Origin of the sequence: Thalassospira alkalitolerans, from assembly GCF_002115745.1 — a bacterium.
GTDB lineage: Bacteria > Pseudomonadota > Alphaproteobacteria > Rhodospirillales > Thalassospiraceae > Thalassospira > Thalassospira alkalitolerans.
This window is the reverse complement of record NZ_JFKB01000013.1, coordinates 1-19,367: the sequence shown is the minus strand read 5'-3', so window position 1 is coordinate 19,367 and position 19,367 is coordinate 1. Positions and strand designations below refer to the sequence as shown.

Here is a 19,367-nt window from a genome sequence, read left to right as displayed (position 1 = left end):
GGATTTTATATCCTCATACTATTTGGCAAGAGGCGGGTCAATGCACGTCTTCAGATCAACAAATTATTGCCTGCCGCTGTATTCAAGTATGTCATGCCCCATCTTTTTCCAGCAATTTCTGGTGTGAACGCCAGTTCTGCGCCTCGATAAAGACTTTCGATACTACGGGAATGGTCGCGCGGATTTCACGTTCAAGTTGGGAAACGATGGCTTCGATCTGGTTTGAGGTGATTTTATCCTGAAAATCAAGACTGATGCAGACCATCAGGCTCTGCGGACCATGATGAATGGTAATGATTTCATTCGCACGTTTGACTCCGGGAATATCCTCGACCATCGCGGAAATCATGTCACGGGTTTGCGCGCTGGCACTTTCGCCAATCAATAAACCCTTGCATTCAACTGCAAGGAAAAAGGCCGTCACAGCCAAAATGATGCCGATGGTAACAGATGCCAGCCCGTCAAGAATGGGCATGTTGAACGCATAGGCCGCCGAGATCCCGAAAAAGGCAACAATCAAACCAAGCATCGCGGCCGAATCTTCAAACAAGATAACGATCACGGTCGGGTCTTTGGTATTGCGGATCGCCTTAAAGATCGGCGTATCGGGGTTTTGCGCGACAAAGGCGATATAGGCCGTCCGAAAGGCCGCCCCTTCAAGAAACATGGCAACGACCAAGATCGACAACACCACGTGATAGGTTTGAATATCAAATCCGACGACACTGGCAACCACATGGATATCAAGCACATGGGGATGAATAACCTTGTCGATACCTTCCCAGATCGACACCCCGGCCCCCAAGCCAAAAATCATCACTGCGACCAGAAATGACCAGAAATAGGTTTCCTTGCCATAGCCCAACGGGTGTTTCTTGTCGGGTTGCTTGGTTGAAAGTTTAAGGCCAAGCAATAATAAGCCCTGATTGCCGGTATCGACCAGCGAATGGATGCCTTCAGACATCATCGCCGCCGAGCCGGTAATTGCCGCCCCGCCAAATTTGGCAACAGCAATCAGCAGGTTGGCGGCAGCGGCCATGTAAATGGCGCCTTTGGACGAATGAGACATGGTATGGCGGTTTCCGGATTTGATTGGGGTGCAGACAGATAATTTCTGCCTATTCTCTCTTGCCTGTGGCGATTAGAAAGCAAGTCATCAATAGCTGCAAGCTTGTTAGCGGCCGATGAAGATTACCTTCTTCGGAGAGAGGGAGAAAACTTGCAGCTTTCCTGCACTTTGAACGAGTAGTTAACTCCGACAATAGATTGTCCCTAAATGATGATTAACCCCATCATTGACAAACGCCAAAGCATGAACGCCTTCACAACAGTTATGTATATTCATCATATAAAATTTAAGTGCCGCTTTTTCCAAAACAGGCAACCCCAGTTCCTTCTTATTGAACCTTATGAAATAATTACATAAACTGCGGTCACATTCAGACTATCCAGATCAGTCCCGTGATCATGGAGCAGAATGGAACAGGTTATTGTTCGTTGTAATTCTGCGTTATACCAAAAGGGAATTCACATGACATATCTTACAAATCATCAGGTTTTTGCGTCTCGTGACCTTGGCGAAACACAAGATATGTTGTCCAATTTGAATGCCATTCATAAACTGGAAGTCTTGGGGCGCAGGGCATCCGTTGATACCGCAATTCACGCCGCTTGCTTCAGCAACCTGAACCTACTTTATGCTTCATTCGGAGATGTCCGGGTTAAGATTGAAACACCGGAATGTGACACAAACTCACTATTCTTAGTGGTTGTAACCAATGGCGGGGGTACAGTTCGCCATCAAGGCCAAGACTTTGATGTATCTCAGGACAGGGGCATGATCCGTGACATGCGAACGCCCCTTTCCGCAACCGAAGATCATTTTTCCGCACTTGGAATAGAGCTTCCTCTTAATCTGTTAAGACAGCAAGCACACGCCTTGATCGGCGATGCAGCATTAATGGTTGATCTGAAGTTTAAAACCGGTATCGATCTAAAGAAACCTGGCGGACGCCATATACGCAACACTCTGAATTATATTGCGCGGACCATCGACGAGCCCCTGCCTAATCTTGATAATACCTTTCTTTTTGATAGTCTGCGTGACCTGATGCTGGTCAATGTCTTGATGCAACTTCCCAATTCCTTTTCCGACCTTCTGCAACATCAAACAGTATCCAGCGCAATTCCTTATTATGTTAAACGCGCCCGTGATTATATTCACGAACATGCTGATACTTCGATCACCCTGCAAAAACTTGTTAGCCATGCCGGGTGCAGTTATCGGACACTGCAGGTCGGTTTCAATGAAGCCTATGGCATGTCGCCAATGGCCTATCTGAAGTCGGTGCGACTGGCACGGGCTCACCTCGACCTTATGAATGCAGGCCCGGATGGTACAGTTTCCGAAATTGCGGCAAAATGGGGTTTCATTCATATGGGCCGCTTTTCCCATGCCTATGCAAAGCGCTTTAGTGTTTTACCTTCTGAAACCTTGCGCCGCAGCCTCTGACAGATCCACGTGCCTTATCCCCAAACGCAATGGTTATCCATAAAGACGAGCTGATAACCAATATGTTTAAATATCCTGCAATGATGCAGTCTGCGTGCGGTCTAACGCCCGCACTCAACCTTCAGACTAAAATTGCTTCACTGGAGCAATTTCTTGCAAAAAACGAGGCACGATTGGAAGCAATGTCTTCGGCAGGCAGACAAATCGAGCGCGAACTTAGGCTAAGCTTCGTCGGGCCCGACAAGAGGAAATTACTGCCGAGATTATTAAATTGGGCACCGGAATAACATCCGAAAATCATAAGAAAAAATATGATTTCTGTTCATTTTCGCCCATTTCATCTATGGTAACAACCATGTGCTTCATTTAACCAGCCTAACAGTACATTGGATTAGTCAATCTGGCTGAACCACACCTAGCTGGTTAAGGATATTGCCTTGGCATATGTTCCAACACCACTTGGCCTAGACACCAAATATGATCAATTCCTGCAAACACTGGTCGGCAACGATCAAACACGAACCCGCGTTACGGTGCTTTCGATGCTTGCAAGGCTTGGCGTCGACCCATGGCAAGAAGCATCTGATCTGGCAGCACTCCCCAAAGGTTCTGCTTGGCAACGGTTAGACGCGCTGATGGCACGCTTCACCGATGTCCCTTCTTTGATTACCGAACGCGCTGACGTTACAACACGCCTCATTGCATTTTTGCCGCACGGCACCCTATACGACAATACCAAAACGACCGGCAATCGAGCGCCAAAAGCATTCGACACACGCATTTATTTCATTGTCGCAATCGCAGTTTTTATTGTGCAAGTAAGCATTCTGATATTCAGAGACTAGAATGCGCTTCACACAATAACTCGTAAATTGTGTGCGACATCCTGCCGGAAGGGCTTTTGATGACCGATACAGACAACCTATGGGTACTGGAAAAAAAATTCTGGACAGAAGGTGCGGACGGTGTTCACCATTTGACCGCAAAAGGAGCACTTGCTGTTCTTCCATATCCCGCCGGAATTCTTGTTGATGAAGCCATTTGGCGTGATAATGCCGTCGCACAAAGATGGCGAACGGTTGCATTCACCGAACCTGTCATAACCCTCAAAGGCGATGTCGCTGTTCTTGCTTATCACGTGTCGGCAGAACGGGCCGAGGTGCCAATTTACGAAGCGCTCTGCACCTCCACCTATTTACGTGACGAAGACGAATGGTTCCGGCTGTCGCATCAACAAACACCGACTGCAGAACAAGACTGAAAGCAGCACGGAACACTCTTTTCGGCCTAACCGGATGAACTTCAACATCATAAAAATCTGCACAGTCAAACTGGTCGCTCCGTCGTAGCAACAGCTATTTTTAAGGACAAAATATTCAAAAATGGGGACCTAAATCCCCTTGCAAGCGACAATTCGCTGTTAAGTCGATTTTTATGATAATTTTTCTCTTTCCGATTGAGTTCGTGACGCTTATAAATTGAATGGATCAGAGGTACGAAAAGCAGTTGTTATGCATGCAATTCATATACCCTGAGATTGATCGAATAAAAAATCCTCACATTTGCGGCATAACACAATCAGATCCCCTTTTCTGACCTGTCCATAGCTCGACCTCCACGCGATCTCGACCTTCAGAGTCCTCCCGGCATAGCTCCCTGATCGCGAAGTCAGCCAATCGGCCATTATTGCCGAACGTAAAGCCCGAAACATAGCCATCCCACTTGTGAAATGGCCACAGAACCGGGTTGCCATATACCTACCTAAAAAAATCCGACACCTAATGTCGATCAACTCTGCTCCACACATTCTTCGGAACTCTTCGTCATGTGCATTACCAGCGCCTGCGTGCGTATCGGAACCGATAACTCGCGGCCATAACTTTTGCCGAACATCAACGTTTGGCGACAATTTCACAGCTTCAAACATCTCAGGAGAACGACATGGCAAAAGGCAACAACCGCCGCGGCAGAGAAGAAAAGAAACCGAAGCAGAAAAAGACTGCGCCCGCGCCGATCCTGTCACTCAACAAGGGCCTGACCATCGCGAAAAAACCGAAGGCCAAAAAAACCTAACCCGGATTCCAGATACGGATCTTTCAAACCGAAATGAGAAGCACAGCGAACGCCCCAAGGCCCATACAGGGCAGATCGTTGTCCATCCCGTAGCTATAAACTGTAGCGCGAATATTTTCGCATTCATCGTTCTGTATGCGGGATATTTCATTCTATGGCGCGTATTTAGCCAATTATTGCCCTGGAGGCTTCTTAATGAGCGGCCGATTGCCTAGATGGTTACCGCTCCGCCGTGGCGACACAGCCCCTTGGAATGACATTAATCCCGTACGGGCCGAGCTTTTCGGGCTGGAACGGCTGGAACAGCATGCGAGTAGTCTTGCACGGGAACAGAAAGTCTCTGCATCTCCACCGCATGTTGCCTCGCTTCAGCAACGACTGGAAGACAATGCAATCGCCTTGCTGGCCACCCGCAGAGCCTGCAGCCTTGAACTTACCGCAGGTCACCCGATTGTGCCTGCGGCTCAGTGGTTTCTGGACAATTACCACCAGGTGGACGCTCAAATTCGCGAATGCCGCACTGATCTGCCCCCCAGCTACTATCGGATACTACCAAAACTCGCCGAAGGACCATTTCGCGGCTATCCAAGGGTATTCGGACTGGTCTGGGCTTATGTCGCACATACTGACAGCCATCTAGACGGGCCAGCACTATCACGGTATTTGCGCGCATATCAACGGGTCCAGCCTCTTACCATCGGCGAACTCTGGGCCGTGCCGATTACGCTTCGCCTCGTCCTTCTGGAAAATCTCCGGCGTCTGGCTGATCAGATCGCCTTCGGGCATCAACATCGCCACGACGCTGACCTGTTGGCCGACCGAATTCTGGGCATCGACAGCGTGCAGCCCGTCCAGCTTACCGACGTCGATGCTTGCCCTAATGGCGACCTCCTGCCTGAAGTCTTTGCCGCACAATTGGCCAAACGACTGCGCGACTGCGATCCGCTTACCACACCAGCCATTGCATGGCTCGAAAAACGGCTAGCGACGCAGGGCACCAAAGTCGATCTGGTGGTACAACATGCCCAGGAACGACAAGGGGCATCCAACGTTACTGTGCGCAACTTCATCACCAGCCTGCGCACAATTTCCGAGATGGACTGGCAGGATCTGTTCGAAGGCGTCAGCCTTGTCGATGCAAAACTACGGGAACATCCCGGATTTGCCGACATGGATTTCGCAAGCCGCAATCTCTACCGCACGGCCATCGAGGATCTTTCCCGCCACAGCGACAACAGCGAAACCAAGGTAGCAGAGCAGGTGCTGGCGGCTGCAAAGGCAGCACCGGGGACGGCCGATACACGACTTGCCGATACGGAAACTTTGCGCCGCAGCGATCCCGGCTGGCATCTGCTAGCCGAGGGCCGAACAGCCTTTAACCGCCAGATTGGCTATCGGCAAACGGGATGGCATCGGATAGGTTTCCGCCCCGGGCTCTCCGGTTATATCTGCAGTCTCATCGGTGTCACCCTTGGACTGCTTGCGATCGGCCTCTGGGCGCTAGGCATTCTGGCTGGACCGAGCACAACCGGACCATCACTGGCCCTGTGGGCCCTTTGGACCTTTGCCGCCCTGATCCCGGCCAGCGCCATTGCACAGCTTCTGGTCGACCGGCTGGTCGGCTGGACCGTACCCGCCGCAGCGCTGCCGGGACTTTCGCTTGACGGCGGGATTCCGGCGACGCTCCGCACACTTGTGGTCGTACCGACCCTTCTGACCAATTCCCGCGATGACATGCAGGAGCAGGTCGAGGGGCTGGAAATGCATTTTCTCTCCGGCGCGCAGGGAGATATTACCTTCGCGCTTCTAACCGACGGGCTGGACGCACCGCAACAGGACATGCCGGACGATGCTGCACTTCTGGCACTTATCACCGAGCGGATGCTTGAATTGAACCAACGCTACGGTCCGGGGCCCTCTGGTGTTCGCTTTTTGCACCTGCACCGCCAGCGCCGCTATAATCCGGTCGAGATGATCTGGATGGGGTGGGAGCGCAAGCGCGGCAAGCTGCACGAGTTGAACCGCCTGCTGCGCGGCGCCACAGACACCGATTACCGTGGGCCCGATGGCAGCACTCCCGTCGTGCCCTCTGGCGTACGCTATGTGCTGACGCTGGATTCCGACACACGGATGCCGCGCGACACAGCTCTGCGACTGATCGGCAAGATGGCCCACCCGCTGAACCGGCCAGTGATTGACCCTGATCTGCGTCGGGTAAGTGCGGGCCACGCAATTCTGCAACCGCGGGTCACCCCGTCCCTGCCTGCTGGCCGAACCGGTACGGCCTTTTTGCGCGCCACATCCGGGCCAGGCGGGATGGACCCCTATGCCGCCGCCGCGTCGGACATCTATCAGGACCTCTTCGGCGAGGGTTCCTTCACCGGCAAGGGCATCTATGATCTCGACGCTTTTGAAACGGTAATGACCGGACGCGTACCCGAAAACACCTTGCTGAGTCACGATCTGCTGGAGGGAATCTTCGCGCGGGCGGGGCTGGCCTCGGACGTGGAACTGGTCGAGGCTTTCCCTGATCGGCAGGACCTTGCCGCTCGACGCGTGCACCGATGGTGCCGGGGCGACTGGCAACTTCTGCCCTGGCTCGGCCCGAACGGCGGGCTGAGTACGCTGGGACGGGTCAAGGTACTCGACACTCTACGGCGCTCGCTGCTGGCACCTGCGACCCTGGCGATGCTGATCTTGGGCTGGCTGTTTCCCGGTCTGGCTGCTGCGTTGGCGATGGCGCTGGCTCTGGTAGTCCTGATGCTTCCTGCGTTCCTTCATGCGGCGATCTCCGCCGTACCGCACCGCACAGGTCTGCACCTTCGAACGCATCTGCGCCTAATGCGCGAGGATCTGGCGCTAGCACTGCTGCAGATGGGGCTTGCTGCGGCATTTCTGGCCGACGCCGCATGGCGATCACTAGACGCCATCACCCGTACGCTCTGGCGACTGGGGATATCCCGACGACACCTGCTGGAATGGACCACGGCCGCCTCCGCCGCCGCCGCGCCGCGCCCCGACCTACGCGGTTTTGCCCGTGCCATGGTACCCGGTACTGCTCTGGGACTAACGGCAGCCGGGCTGGTCGGCATGGCTGCTCCTACCGCGCTACCTCTGATCCTGACTTTTGCCGGGGTCTGGCTTGCTGCCCCATTCATAGCCTTCCGCGTCAGTCAGCCGCCCAAAGCTCAGCCAGATGCTGCGCTGACCTCGCAGGATGCGCAGACCTTGCGCCTGATCGCCCGCCGGACATGGTGCTATTTCGAAACCTTCGTCACCGCCGAGGACAGCAACTTACCACCTGACAACTTTCAGGAAGAACCGAGCCCAACAGTTGCTCACCGGACCTCCCCCACCAATATCGGGCTCTATCTTCTCGCGACGGCCACGGCTCGGGATTTCGGCTGGATTGGGCGCCGGCAGGCCGCCGAACGGATTGCAGCGACCCTTACCACGATGGAGGCGTTACCGCGTCTCAACGGGCATTTCTACAATTGGTATGACACGCGGGACGGCCGGGTTCTCGACCCGCCCTATATCTCATCAGTGGACAGTGGTAATCTGGCGGGTCATCTGATCGCGCTGGCAAATACCTGCGACGAGTGGGCTGAAGTCCCCGCACCCGACCTGCAGCGCAGGGCACACGGAATGATCGATCTTCTGGATCTGGCAGAGATTGACGCCGCCAAGTCCCAAACCCCAACGGATCCATCCCTGACCGCAACAATCGCGGAGCTACGCAAAGGCCTGAAGCAGGCAAAGATCGACTGGCACGATCTGCAACGCCTTGCCGCCAAGGTCGAAAGCCCCGCCTGGGCCGGTAGCCTGACAAACGGAATTGTCCCCTCGTGGATGTCCTTGCTGCGCGACGGTCTGGTCAAGGCGATCGTCGACGCCACCGTAACCGAAATCGAATGTGCAGAACTGACCGGACATCTGCGCCAACTTGGGAGAACCGCGCGCCAACTGGCCATAGATATGGATTTCACGTTCCTTTTGGATCCCGAGCGCAAGCTGCTCTCGATCGGCTATTCGGTCCACGAAAACACCCTTGATCCATCCTGCTATGACCTTCTGGCCTCCGAGGCTCGTCTGGCCAGCCTCTTCGCCATTGCCAAGCAGGACGTGCCTTTGCGCCACTGGTTCCGGTTGGGCCGCGCCGCGACGGCGATCCCCGGCGGCACAGCGCTGGTTTCCTGGGCCGGATCAATGTTCGAATATCTAATGCCCGAACTGGTGATGCGCGAACCCGAGGGCGGCCAACTCGGCCGCACCTGCCGTTTGGTCGTCGCACGTCAGATCGCCTATGGTCGAGCGCAAGGCGTACCCTGGGGCATCTCTGAATCCGGCTTCAACGCGCGAGATGTCGAATTCACCTACCAGTATTCGACATTCGGCGTACCGGGGCTCGGGCTGAAGCGCGGCCTTGCCGGCGATCTGGTGATCGCCCCCTATGCAACCGGGCTTGCGACGATGCTCGACCCGGGTGCCGCGCGACGCAATTACGACGCGTTGGAGGCCTTAGGCGGGCTTGGCGTCTACGGATTCTACGAGGCGCTGGACTTCACACCCGAACGGGTATTGCCGGGACAACGCGTTTCAGTGGTGCAAAGCTATATGGCGCATCATCAGGGTATGACCATCGTCGCCATCGCCAATGCGCTCAGTGACGGACTGATGCGCCGAAGGTTCCACCGCGAACCAATGATCCATGCCAGTGAATTGCTACTGCACGAACGCCTGCCCCGCGACATCGCCCGCGCTCTGCCCCCCCTTGAGGAGCCCTCAGCGCCACGTACCCTCCCTTCGGACGCAGAGCGCGGTCGCCGGATCGAAGGCTGCCCGAGCGGACCGCCAGTCAGCCATCTGATGTCGAACGGACGTTACGCGGTGATGCTGACAGCAACCGGGGGTGGTTACAGCCGCTGGGGCGACATCGCCCTGACCCGCTGGCGTGAAGATGCCACGCGCGACAATCAGGGCGCCTTTCTGCATCTGCGCAACCTTTCGGAAGGGACAGAGCAGAGCTTTGGCCCCTGTGGCCCTGACACGAAAAATACCCAGCAAGATGTACAATTCTTCGAGGACCACACGACATTCACCGCCCGGACCGGCCAGCTCGACACGGTACTAGACATCCTCGTCTCGGGCGAGGCGGATGCCGAGGTGCGCCGCCTGTCGGTTACCAACTCTGGACGTAAAGCCTGCGAGATGGAGGTCAGTTCCTATGTTGAACTGACGCTCGCTACACCCGCCTCCGAAGCAGCACATCCCGCCTTTTCGCAGATGTTCGTACAGACAGAATTCCTTCCCGAATACGGCGCGCTAATTGCCTGGCGGCGTCGGCGCAACCCGAAAGAGCCCGAGATCTGGGCCGCGCAGTTCACCATCGTCGAAGGCGAGACGACTGCCCTCCTGCAATATGACAGCGATCGAGCCACTGCGCTTGGTCGTGACCACGCACAAGTGGAACCGTACGCCACAAGTGACCCTGCCCCACTGGCGGGGCATACAGGCACCGTGCTTGATCCCGTTTTCGCTTTACGCAACCGGCTGCGTATCGCACCGGGGCGCACCGCACGTGTGATGATCTGGATGGTGGCCGCCGACAGCCGCGAGGCACTGATCGATCTGATTGATCGTCACCATGATCGCAATGCCTATGACCGTGCTCGCACGCTGGCCTGGACACGGGCCCAGGTACAATTGCGTCACCTCGGCATCTCGCCGAGCGAAGCTGCCGATTTTCAACGCCTTGCCGCCCCGATCCTCTATCACGACGCCCGTTTTCGTCCCCCCGCCGAGGTGCTTGCACAAGGCGCGGGACGTCAATCAGGACTCTGGCCTCTGGCAATATCGGGTGATCTGCCGATTGTATTACTGCGTATTGACGACCCAGTTGATATCGGACAAGTTCGTAGCTTGCTTCAGGCACATGAATATTGGCGCAACAAACAGCTCACCATCGATCTGGTCATCCTGAATGAACACCCGGCGTCCTATGTCCAAGACCTGCAGATAGCGATTGATACCGCCCTTCGCCGTAGCCAATCACGGCCAGGCAGTGGCGAACACATGGCACACGGATCGGCGTTCGCGCTACGCGCTGATCTGATTTCGCCCGAGGCACGTGCGCAGCTTCTGTCCGCCGCAAGGGTAGTTTTGCTGGCACGGCGTGGTGACATCAGTGGCCAACTTGGTACATTACTCCATGATCCTGAACTCGTCTTTACAGCGGTCACAGCTCCGAATACACGCACAATCCGTCTCAATGCAACAATCCCCCAAGCCAGTGGAGAGGGGCTCGAGTTCTTTAACGGCACAGGCGGTTTTGACCTGAACGGACGGGAATATGTAATCCAGCTTGGTCCGAACGACACAACCCCCGCGCCCTGGATCAATGTCATCGCAAATCCCGGCTTTGGCTTTCAGGTTTCGGCAAGCGGCAGTGGCTTCACCTGGGCCGAAAACAGCAGAGACAACCAATTAACACCATGGTCCAACGATGCCGTAGTCGACCCGTCCGGCGAGGCTTTTTACATCCGCGACGACACGAGCGGCGTATTGATCTCGCCGACAGCACGCCCGCTTTCTGCAACCGGGAACAGGCAGGATCATGAGGGCGGGCTGCATGTCGTGCGCCACGGTTTTGGCTATAGCCGGTTCACCCATCAGGCCGACAACATCGCCTGTGACATGGTGCAATTTGTTCCGCGTGATGCACCGGTCCGAATATCTATATTGCGCCTGAGCAATACCGGAACAAAACCACGTCAGCTTAGCGTTGCGGCCTATAGCGAACCAGTCATGGGTGTCTCGCGCGCAGCCTCGGCCCCCTTCCTTATAACGTCTCGCGATAATGAGACGGGTGCACTTCTGGTGCGCAACCCTTGGAACACCGCCTTTCCAGGCCGTGTCATGTTTGCCGACCTCTTCTCCCCTGACAGCAACGCCGAAAGCTGGACAGGCGACCGCACAGAGTTTCTCGGATCAGGCGGCAGCCCGGCCGCGCCCGCAGGCCTGCGCCATCACGTGACACTGTCGGGCAGGCTTGGTGCCGGGCTTGATCCCTGTCTGGCTCTGATGAAAACTGTGACATTGGCCCCCGGCGAAAGCGTGGAGTTTATACATCTGCTTGGACAATGCTCCGACGCGACAGCAGCTGTTGCGCTCGTGAAAGAGATGCGCTCTACCGATCCGCACGCAGCGTTGGCAAAGGTTCAGGGGTATTGGCAAGAAACCCTGGGGGATCTTCAAATCGAGACGCCAGACCGCGCCATGGACATCATGGTCAACGGCTGGCTGCCGTATCAAACACTTTCCTGCCGGATCGAGGCCCGCGCTGCCTTCTATCAGGCAAGCGGTGCATATGGTTTCCGCGACCAATTACAAGACAATATGGCCTTAACCCTGACCCAACCTGCGCGCACCCGTGCACATTTGCTACGCGCCGCCGCGCGTCAATTCCCCGAAGGAGACGTTCAACATTGGTGGCTCCCCCATTCCGGCCAAGGAGTGCGCACCCGTATTTCGGATGACTGTGTCTGGCTCGGGCACGCAGTTGCCACCTATGTCACTGCCACAGGTGACACGGCAGTACTGGACGAAAAAATCAGTTTCCTCGACGGGCATAACCTTCACGAGGACGAACATGATGCTTTCTTCCTGCCCGATGATGCGGGCCATGGTGCCTCGTTGTTTGATCACTGCGCGCTGGGGCTGGATCGTGCCTTGAGGCTAACCGGTCAACATGGCCTGCCGCTAATTGGCACTGGCGACTGGAATGACGGCATGAACCGCGTGGGTGCCGAAGGACAAGGCGAAAGCGTGTGGCTCGGCTGGTTGCTGTTGCAAACGCTGCTGGCTTTTGCATCGCTGGCCGAACCACGCAATGGCGCCATTGCACATCGTTGGCGCGAACAGGCCGAGAAACTGCGCCAGTCCATCGAAGCCAATGCCTGGGATGGTGCATGGTACAAACGCGCAACCTTTGACGATGGCACATGGCTGGGCACAGTTGCGTCCCCTGCCTGCGCCATAGACTCTATCGTGCAAAGCTGGTCGGTGCTATCGGGGCAGGCCGATCCCGCGCGTGCCAAACAAGCGATGGAAGCGTTCGACCAACATCTTGTCCGCCATAACGACGGTCTGTCGCTGCTTTTCGACCCGGCTTTCGGAACAGGTCCGGTACCCGAGGCGCATGACCCAGGTTATATTGCTGGATATCCGCCAGGCTTGCGCGAGAACGGCGGGCAATACAGCCATGCTGCCATGTGGGCAATTCTCGCCTGGGCCCGACTGGGCGATGGTGACCACGCCGCCGAGTTGTTTGCACTGCTCAACCCGATCAACCATGCACGCACACCGAAGACAACTCAGCGTTACAAGACCGAACCCTATGTTGTGGCTGCCGATGTCTATTCCGTCGCCCCTCATGTTGGACGCGGCGGCTGGAGCTGGTACACCGGATCTGCCGCCTGGATGCACCGCGCCGCGATTGAGGGTATCCTTGGCATAACTCGTGAGGGCAACCGCCTGCGTATCGCCCCTAACATCCCAAAAGACTGGCCGGGCTTTTCCGCCCGACTGAAGGTGGCCGATACTGTATGCAACATTCACGTAGAGCAAACAGACATAGCTATAACTCGGCTTGACGGAGAAGTCATCGCCGCCGCGCCACGGGTCTATCTGCCGCTTGACGGCGTCCCGCACGATCTGTTTCTTGCTCTCAACCGTGACCAAGCAAAAACGCCTGCCAAATGATAAGACCTGCTCTGAGACCCAATGCTGGACCGCCGGAGATTAGAGTTTTCCGGCTTTTATCACGGTGACGGGTTGGTAACATCGCCGGGATAATGCAGCAAAATCGGGACCTTGTACCCGATTGCCGAATGAGGACGATCCTCGTTGTAGTGTCTACGCCAATTCTCTAACTTTTCACGGGAATCTGCAAGGCTCATGAACCAATGGGTGTTCAGACATTCCATCCGTAGTTTACTGTTAAAAGCCTCGAAGAAGCCGTTATCCGTCGGTTTTCCAGGACGTGAAAAGTCCAGTGTAACGCTATTTGCATAGGCCCAGAGATCGAGATCACGAGAGATAAATTCGCTGCCACTATCCACCCTGATCGTCTTTGGATAGCCAGCTTGCTTGCATACTCTTTCGAGCGTTTGAACCACATCCTCGCCGCGATAGGTAAACCGAGGGTCGGTAGCAGGACAATAGCGTGAATGGGTATCGACAACGGTCAGAATGCGTAACTTCATTCCGGTAGCAAGCTGATCATGCACAAAATCCATCGCCCAGATGTCGTTTGGTCCAACTGCAATCTGCCGGTCCTCGCGCCGCTTGGCCTTGACCCGCCGCTTGGGATGCTTGTTTCTGAGTTGCAAACCCAACTCTTTGTAAATCCGACGCGTTTTTTTCATGTTGATCATCCAGCCTTCCCGGCGCAACAGGACGTGAACACGCCGATAGCCATAACGAACACGCGCTTCGCAAATCTCCTTGATTCGTCTTTCGACAGCGGCCTGATCCGTCCGACGGGATTTGTAATGATAGGTCGATGTGTCAAACGGTAAAATCTTGCAGGCCCGCCTGATGGATATTCCACATTCCGCCAACATCCCGTCGACCAGCTTGCGCTTCCAGACAGGCCTTAAAGCTTTCGGCTAATAACATCCTGCAGCATTTCACGATCGAGTGTCAGGCCGGCAACAATCTTTTTCAGCCGGTTATTTTCATCTTCAAGAGCCTTCAGCCGACGCATCTCGTCAGGTAACAAACCCGCATATTTCTTTTTCCAGTTGAAATACGTCGCCTGACTGATACCGGCCTTGCGACATATCTCTGCAACCGGCATTCCACTCTCGCCCTGCTTCAAAATGAACGCCTTCTGTGCGTCCGAAAAATTCGATGCTTTCATATCTTCCGCTCCTTTTTCCAACCAGAAATTTAGCGCGGAAAACTCCAATCAAAAACGATCCAGTTTAAAGGGCGCAGAGCACCCTGGAGCACCATCAGCCAATTCGTTAATCGTACCTGCGTCTGCACCAGCCCCCCAAACCGCCGTTGCAGTAACACTTTCATTCTGCTGATCAGCCATAACTGTTCCCCCTTGGTGCCCTGTGAATTGTCTAATGAATGAGGATGTCCCTAGATGGGAACCGCTACCTACCTGAATTTAATAATGAATATTAAGACGAAGATTGCGAAGCATGTCACGTTTTAAAATTTTATAAACACGTAAAAGTTTAGTGAAAAATTATAAGGCACGACAAAAGGAATATATAATCTGATTATTTCAACCTTTATGTGCGCAATTACAGACGCCTTGAAAATCAAGTGCGCTTACATCGCAAAAAAGCCCCACAACAACTGCTGCGGGGCTGATCATTTAGGCCTCGGGTCTTATAGCGTTAATAACAACCACAGAAACTCATCTTTCTCTCAGCGCCTCATCCCCATACTTCATCACAGGCGACAGCAGAAATTCGATAATACGTCGTTTCCCGGTTTTGACTTCGACAGATGCCGTCATCCCCGGTGTGAGTTTGACCATCCGACCATCTGCAAATATTTCTGACGTATTCAGGCTCGCCCTAACCTCATAAACCAAACCAAGATCTTCATCCTGAATGGCATCGCGCGAGATGCTTTTGATCTTCCCATCAATCTTGCCATAGCGGGTGAAGGGAAAGCTGTCGATCTTGATCACCGCATCCTGGTGGGTACGGACAAACCCGGCATCCTTGTTTTGCACCTTGGCAACGACTTCAAGCTCCACATCATCGGGCACAACCACCATCAAGCTTTCGGCAGGCGAAACAACACCCCGTACGGTATGGACGGTAAGCTGCTGGATCGTGCCGCTGACGGGGGCGCGCAATTGATGGCGGTCTTCGCGGCTTTCGGCTTTGCGGAGTGTAATCACCGCCGTTTCAAACTTGTTGCGCGCATCAAGCAGTTCTTCGAGGGTTTGTTGTTTGGTTTGCGCGATCAGGTTTTCGCGGTCCTTTTCTGCCGCCGTGATCGACGCATCAGCTTCTTCAATGCGGTTGCGGTAAATCTCAAGATTGCTGGTGGTTTCGATCAGCTGTTGTTTGACTTCTAGCCAAACCGGCTTGGTGCTGATCCCATCCGTAACCAGCCCCGAAAGCGATCCTTCGCGCTCCACCAGAAGCGGAAGAAGCTCCCGGCTTTTGGCGATTTCGGCATTGATCGAAGCACGCTCTGCCCGAAGTTTTGCCGCCTCCGCATCCTTGGTCGCCAATTTGGCAAAGAAGGCTGTTAGATCACTGCGCAGCTTTTGTTCTGCGGTCTCAAGAATTTCGTCATTAAGTGCTGCGTGCCGGGCAAGGGCAGGAACGTCGCTTTTATCCATGCCGTCAAGGAAGGCCCGAAGTCGGGCGATATCAAGGGCGGATGCATCGCGTTCATGCAAAAGCTGCCCCTTGTCGGCCTCGCTTTCGGTCGGGTCGAGTTCGATCAGAAGGTCGCCTGCTTTGACATGTTGGCCATCACGGACATGAATGGCCCGTACCGTTCCGATCTCAAGCGGCTGTATTTGCTTCACACCGCCATTTGGCACCAAACGCCCCTGTGCGACGGCAACAACATCAACCTCGCCAATCACCGCCCAGCCAAGGGCGATGGTAAAGAACCCGGCAAGGGACAGCGCCACCGTCCGACCAATCGGGTTGGCAGGTGTTTCCATGATTTCAATTGCTGCGGGCAGGAATGCGCGTTCTTGCGCTGATCGCTTTGACTTTGCCTTGTCCGAGCTTGCCGTTAGGCGCGCAAAGCGTTCCCGGATCGCGGTCACGACCGCCGACAGGATGGCGCGCATGCGCTCTAACATATTGCCAAACCTATTGCGCAGCGACATCACTTACCGTCCCTGCTTGCAATTGATAAAGTTTGGCATATCGCCCGCCCTTGCGGACCAGGTCATCATGCGTGCCATCTTCGATGACCTGCCCGTCTTCAACCGTGATGATCCGGTGCGCATCACGCACTGCTGCCAGCCGGTGGGCGATGATCAGAACCGTTCTGCCCTTGCAAATTCGGCGCATGTTTTCTTGAATGATCTTTTCAGATTCATAATCCAAGGCGCTGGTGGCTTCGTCAAAGATCAGAATGCGCGGATTATTAACCAGTGCCCGGGCAATCGCTATGCGTTGACGTTGCCCACCCGAAAGGTTGGACCCACGTTCACCAATTTTGGTGTCATAACCATCGGATAAGGACAGGATGAATTCATGGGCACCTGCAAGTTTGGCGGCCTCTATCACGCGCTCCATCGGCATGCCGGGGTCCGACAGCGCAATGTTTTCACGAAGGGATCGGTTAAACAGGATGTTTTCCTGCAGAACCACACCAACTTGACGTCTGAGCCACGCGGTATCAACCATCGAAAGATCAATCCCATCGATTAGGACGCGTCCGCTTTCAGGCACATACATGCGCTGAACAAGCTTGGTCAGGGTACTTTTGCCCGATCCACTTGACCCGACGATGCCAACCACTTCGCCTGCCTTAATGGATAGATCCACCCGACGCAGAATTTCCGGCCCATCGGGACGGTACCGGAAGGTCACAAGATCAAACTTAATGTCACCCTTGATGTTATTGAGCGTAGATCGGTTTGGGTTATAGGTCGGTTCGGTCGGGGAATTAAGAATATCACCCAGACGATCAATCGAAATTCGCGCTTGCTGGAAATCATTCCACAATTGCGCCAGACGCAGGATCGGGCCGGTTACGCGGCCCGCCAGCATATTGAATGCGACAAGCTGCCCCACCGTCATATCGCCGCCAACGACCGCCGTGGCACCAAAATACAATGTCAGTACGGTGGTGATTTTTGAAATAAGCTGTGTGAGCTGTCCAGCGACATTGCCAAGATTAGCGGTCTTAAAGCTTGAATGCACATAACCGGCAAGCTGTTCTTCCCAGCGACGCTGCATTTGCGGCTCGACCGCTAGGGCTTTCAGTGTTTCAACACCGGTAACACTTTCGACCAGAAACGCCTGATTTTCTGCCCCGCGCTGGAACTTGTCATCAAGGCGTTTCCGCAATACCGGAGTTACCACAAAGGCGAGAATGACGAAAAACGGGATGGAGCCCAGAACGATCATGGTCAAAAGCGGGCTGAAATGCCACATCACCGCAAAGAAAACGACCGTAAAAAACAGATCAATCACAAGGGTTAGTGCCGACCCGGTAATGAAATTGCGGATACTTTCAAGTTCGCGCACGCGCGCAACACTTTGCCCGACCTGACGTGCTTGAAAATACCCCATAGGAAGCGACATCAGATGGCGGAACAGGCGTGCGCCAAGTTCTACATCAACCCGGTTGGTCGTATGCGAGAAGATATAGGTACGAAGGGTTCCCAACAGGACTTCAAACACCGACACCACAAGCAAACCGAACACAAGCACATCAAGTGTCGTCAGCCCGCGATGCACCAGAACCTTGTCAATCACGACTTGGAAAAACAACGGGGAAATCAGCGCGAAAAGCTGCAAGAAAAACGAAGCAATCAGGACTTCGATAAAGATGCGACGATATTTGGACAGGGCTGCAACAAACCAGGAAATATCAAACTTGCCACCCTGTCCCAAAATGGCGGCGCGACGGGTGGCCAGCAACAAACGTCCTGTCCATTTTTCCTCAAATGCGGCTTTTTCGACCGCAACAGCACGCCCGGCCACCGGGTCCTGCAGCAAGACTTTACCCTGCTCTGCATCAATCTTTGCCAAAACGACAAAGCTGCCATTTTCAAGTTCGGCAATGGCTGGCAGGTTTGTCTTCGCAAGCCGATCCCAGTCAGATTGTACAATCTTGGATTTCAGGCTAAGGCGCTTGGCTGCTAGTTGCAGGTCATCAGTGGCAAACACGGCACCGGGCTTACCAAACTGATGACGTATCTGCTCCGCATCCGCAGGCAGATTGAAAAATCGTAAAACCGTCACCAAAGCCGCCAAACCACTATCCGTCGGTTTGTCCGTCTCTGGCCGGTTGTCCCCATTTGCGTCCCGCAAAAGACTTCCCCACCTTGGCGCAGAAGCCCCCTGCATCTGCGCGCAAGATGAAATTAATAAACAATCAACCGCAAACTGCAATTAAAGATTGTGTAATTTAGGTGCTTGACATCTCGAACACTGATAAACGCTGTTCTGGGAAAGGATATTCCAATTAACCTAGTCACTTATCCATGAGGCCCCTTAGCCACCTGATAGCCCCTGCACGATAAGGCCACGTCGTCCGGCTTGGTGCAGAATTTCGGCGAACAAATGATTACGGGCAGTATCACGCGCACAACGACTGTTGGCTGACAGAAACAACGTATCTCCCTGCAATGAGACGTTGATCTTGGATAACCAAGCGCCCGGATTTCGACATCCAGAAACCTCCCTTTTAGAAATTACCCGGCAGATCTCACGCCATGCTTCTGGTGCGTCTTCATCACATGCTTGAGGCCATTGAGAACTATCATCGCCCAACGGGACAAGCGGTTGCAGATCGTCAAGAACATCCAGTATCGCCAGACGCGAAGGTCTTTTTTTCTTCTGTCGTAAACCATCAAGCTCCGACCTAACGACATCAAAACCAACACGCTCAATCGCCTCATTCACCCGCAAACAGGCGTTTGCCAACGTCCAAGGCTCGGAACACATCCGCTGCCACTCCCTGGCTAAAATCAAACATTGATCATCGACGGCAGGAAGGATGGTTGCTCCGGTTCCAGAAACGGCATTTGCCTGTTCTCTTTCAT

Annotated in this window: 10 protein-coding genes and 1 pseudogene; 5 read left to right on the top strand and 6 right to left on the bottom strand. The window is 54.4% G+C overall.

Annotated elements, in window-relative coordinates; all coding sequences use genetic code 11:
• Positions 1–91: 91 nt before the first annotated feature.
• Positions 92–1,069 (bottom strand): cation diffusion facilitator family transporter, encoded by a 978-nt coding sequence (locus tag TALK_RS16865; RefSeq protein ID WP_085620322.1) that lies wholly within the window; start codon positions 1,067–1,069, stop codon positions 92–94.
• A gap of 462 nt (positions 1,070–1,531) precedes the next feature.
• On the opposite strand from TALK_RS16865, the gene TALK_RS16860 reads away from it, so the two are divergent.
• The 5 genes from TALK_RS16860 (at position 1,532) to TALK_RS16840 (ending at position 13,348) form a co-directional block, all read left to right on the top strand.
• The gene (locus TALK_RS16860) at positions 1,532–2,512 is read left to right on the top strand and encodes a helix-turn-helix transcriptional regulator (RefSeq protein WP_169715061.1); all 981 of its coding nucleotides are present in this window, start codon (positions 1,532–1,534) and stop codon (positions 2,510–2,512) included.
• A gap of 437 nt (positions 2,513–2,949) precedes the next feature.
• On the top strand, positions 2,950–3,357 hold the full coding sequence (locus tag TALK_RS16850; RefSeq protein ID WP_085620319.1) for a hypothetical protein: 408 nt from the start codon (positions 2,950–2,952) through the stop codon (positions 3,355–3,357).
• Positions 3,358–3,416: 59 nt separating this feature from the next.
• Positions 3,417–3,773 carry a hypothetical protein gene (locus TALK_RS16845; RefSeq protein WP_211274840.1) on the top strand — a complete coding sequence of 119 codons (357 nt, stop codon included), beginning with the start codon at positions 3,417–3,419 and terminating at the stop codon, positions 3,771–3,773.
• Positions 3,774–4,453: 680 nt separating this feature from the next.
• Positions 4,454–4,585 (top strand): hypothetical protein, encoded by a 132-nt coding sequence (locus TALK_RS22370; protein ID WP_281251311.1) that lies wholly within the window; start codon positions 4,454–4,456, stop codon positions 4,583–4,585.
• Positions 4,586–4,780: 195 nt separating this feature from the next.
• Positions 4,781–13,348 (top strand): glycoside hydrolase family 94 protein, encoded by an 8,568-nt coding sequence (locus TALK_RS16840; RefSeq protein ID WP_085620318.1) that lies wholly within the window; start codon positions 4,781–4,783, stop codon positions 13,346–13,348.
• Positions 13,349–13,407: 59 nt separating this feature from the next.
• Here TALK_RS16840 and TALK_RS16835 read toward each other — a convergent pair.
• The 5 genes and pseudogenes from TALK_RS16835 to TALK_RS22150 all read right to left on the bottom strand — a co-directional run.
• Positions 13,408–14,510, bottom strand: a protein-coding gene (locus TALK_RS16835) for an IS3 family transposase (RefSeq protein ID WP_139833869.1) whose coding sequence is annotated in 2 segments (ribosomal slippage) — positions 13,408–14,249 and positions 14,249–14,510 — 1,104 coding nt in all. Because the reading frame shifts where the segments join, the coding sequence is not laid out codon by codon here.
• 48 nt (positions 14,511–14,558) lie between these two features.
• Complete coding sequence (locus TALK_RS22365; RefSeq protein ID WP_281251310.1) at positions 14,559–14,690, bottom strand: hypothetical protein; 132 nt, start codon at positions 14,688–14,690, stop codon at positions 14,559–14,561.
• A 333-nt stretch (positions 14,691–15,023) separates the two neighbouring features.
• Complete coding sequence (locus tag TALK_RS16830) at positions 15,024–16,472, bottom strand: HlyD family type I secretion periplasmic adaptor subunit (RefSeq protein WP_085620317.1); 1,449 nt, start codon at positions 16,470–16,472, stop codon at positions 15,024–15,026.
• On the bottom strand, positions 16,456–18,633 hold the full coding sequence (locus TALK_RS16825) for a type I secretion system permease/ATPase (protein WP_245829995.1): 2,178 nt from the start codon (positions 18,631–18,633) through the stop codon (positions 16,456–16,458). Before TALK_RS16825 ends, TALK_RS16830 begins: the two co-directional genes overlap by 17 nt.
• A 183-nt stretch (positions 18,634–18,816) precedes the next feature.
• Positions 18,817–19,367 (bottom strand): annotated as a pseudogene (locus TALK_RS22150) (helix-turn-helix domain-containing protein); the annotation flags it as partial.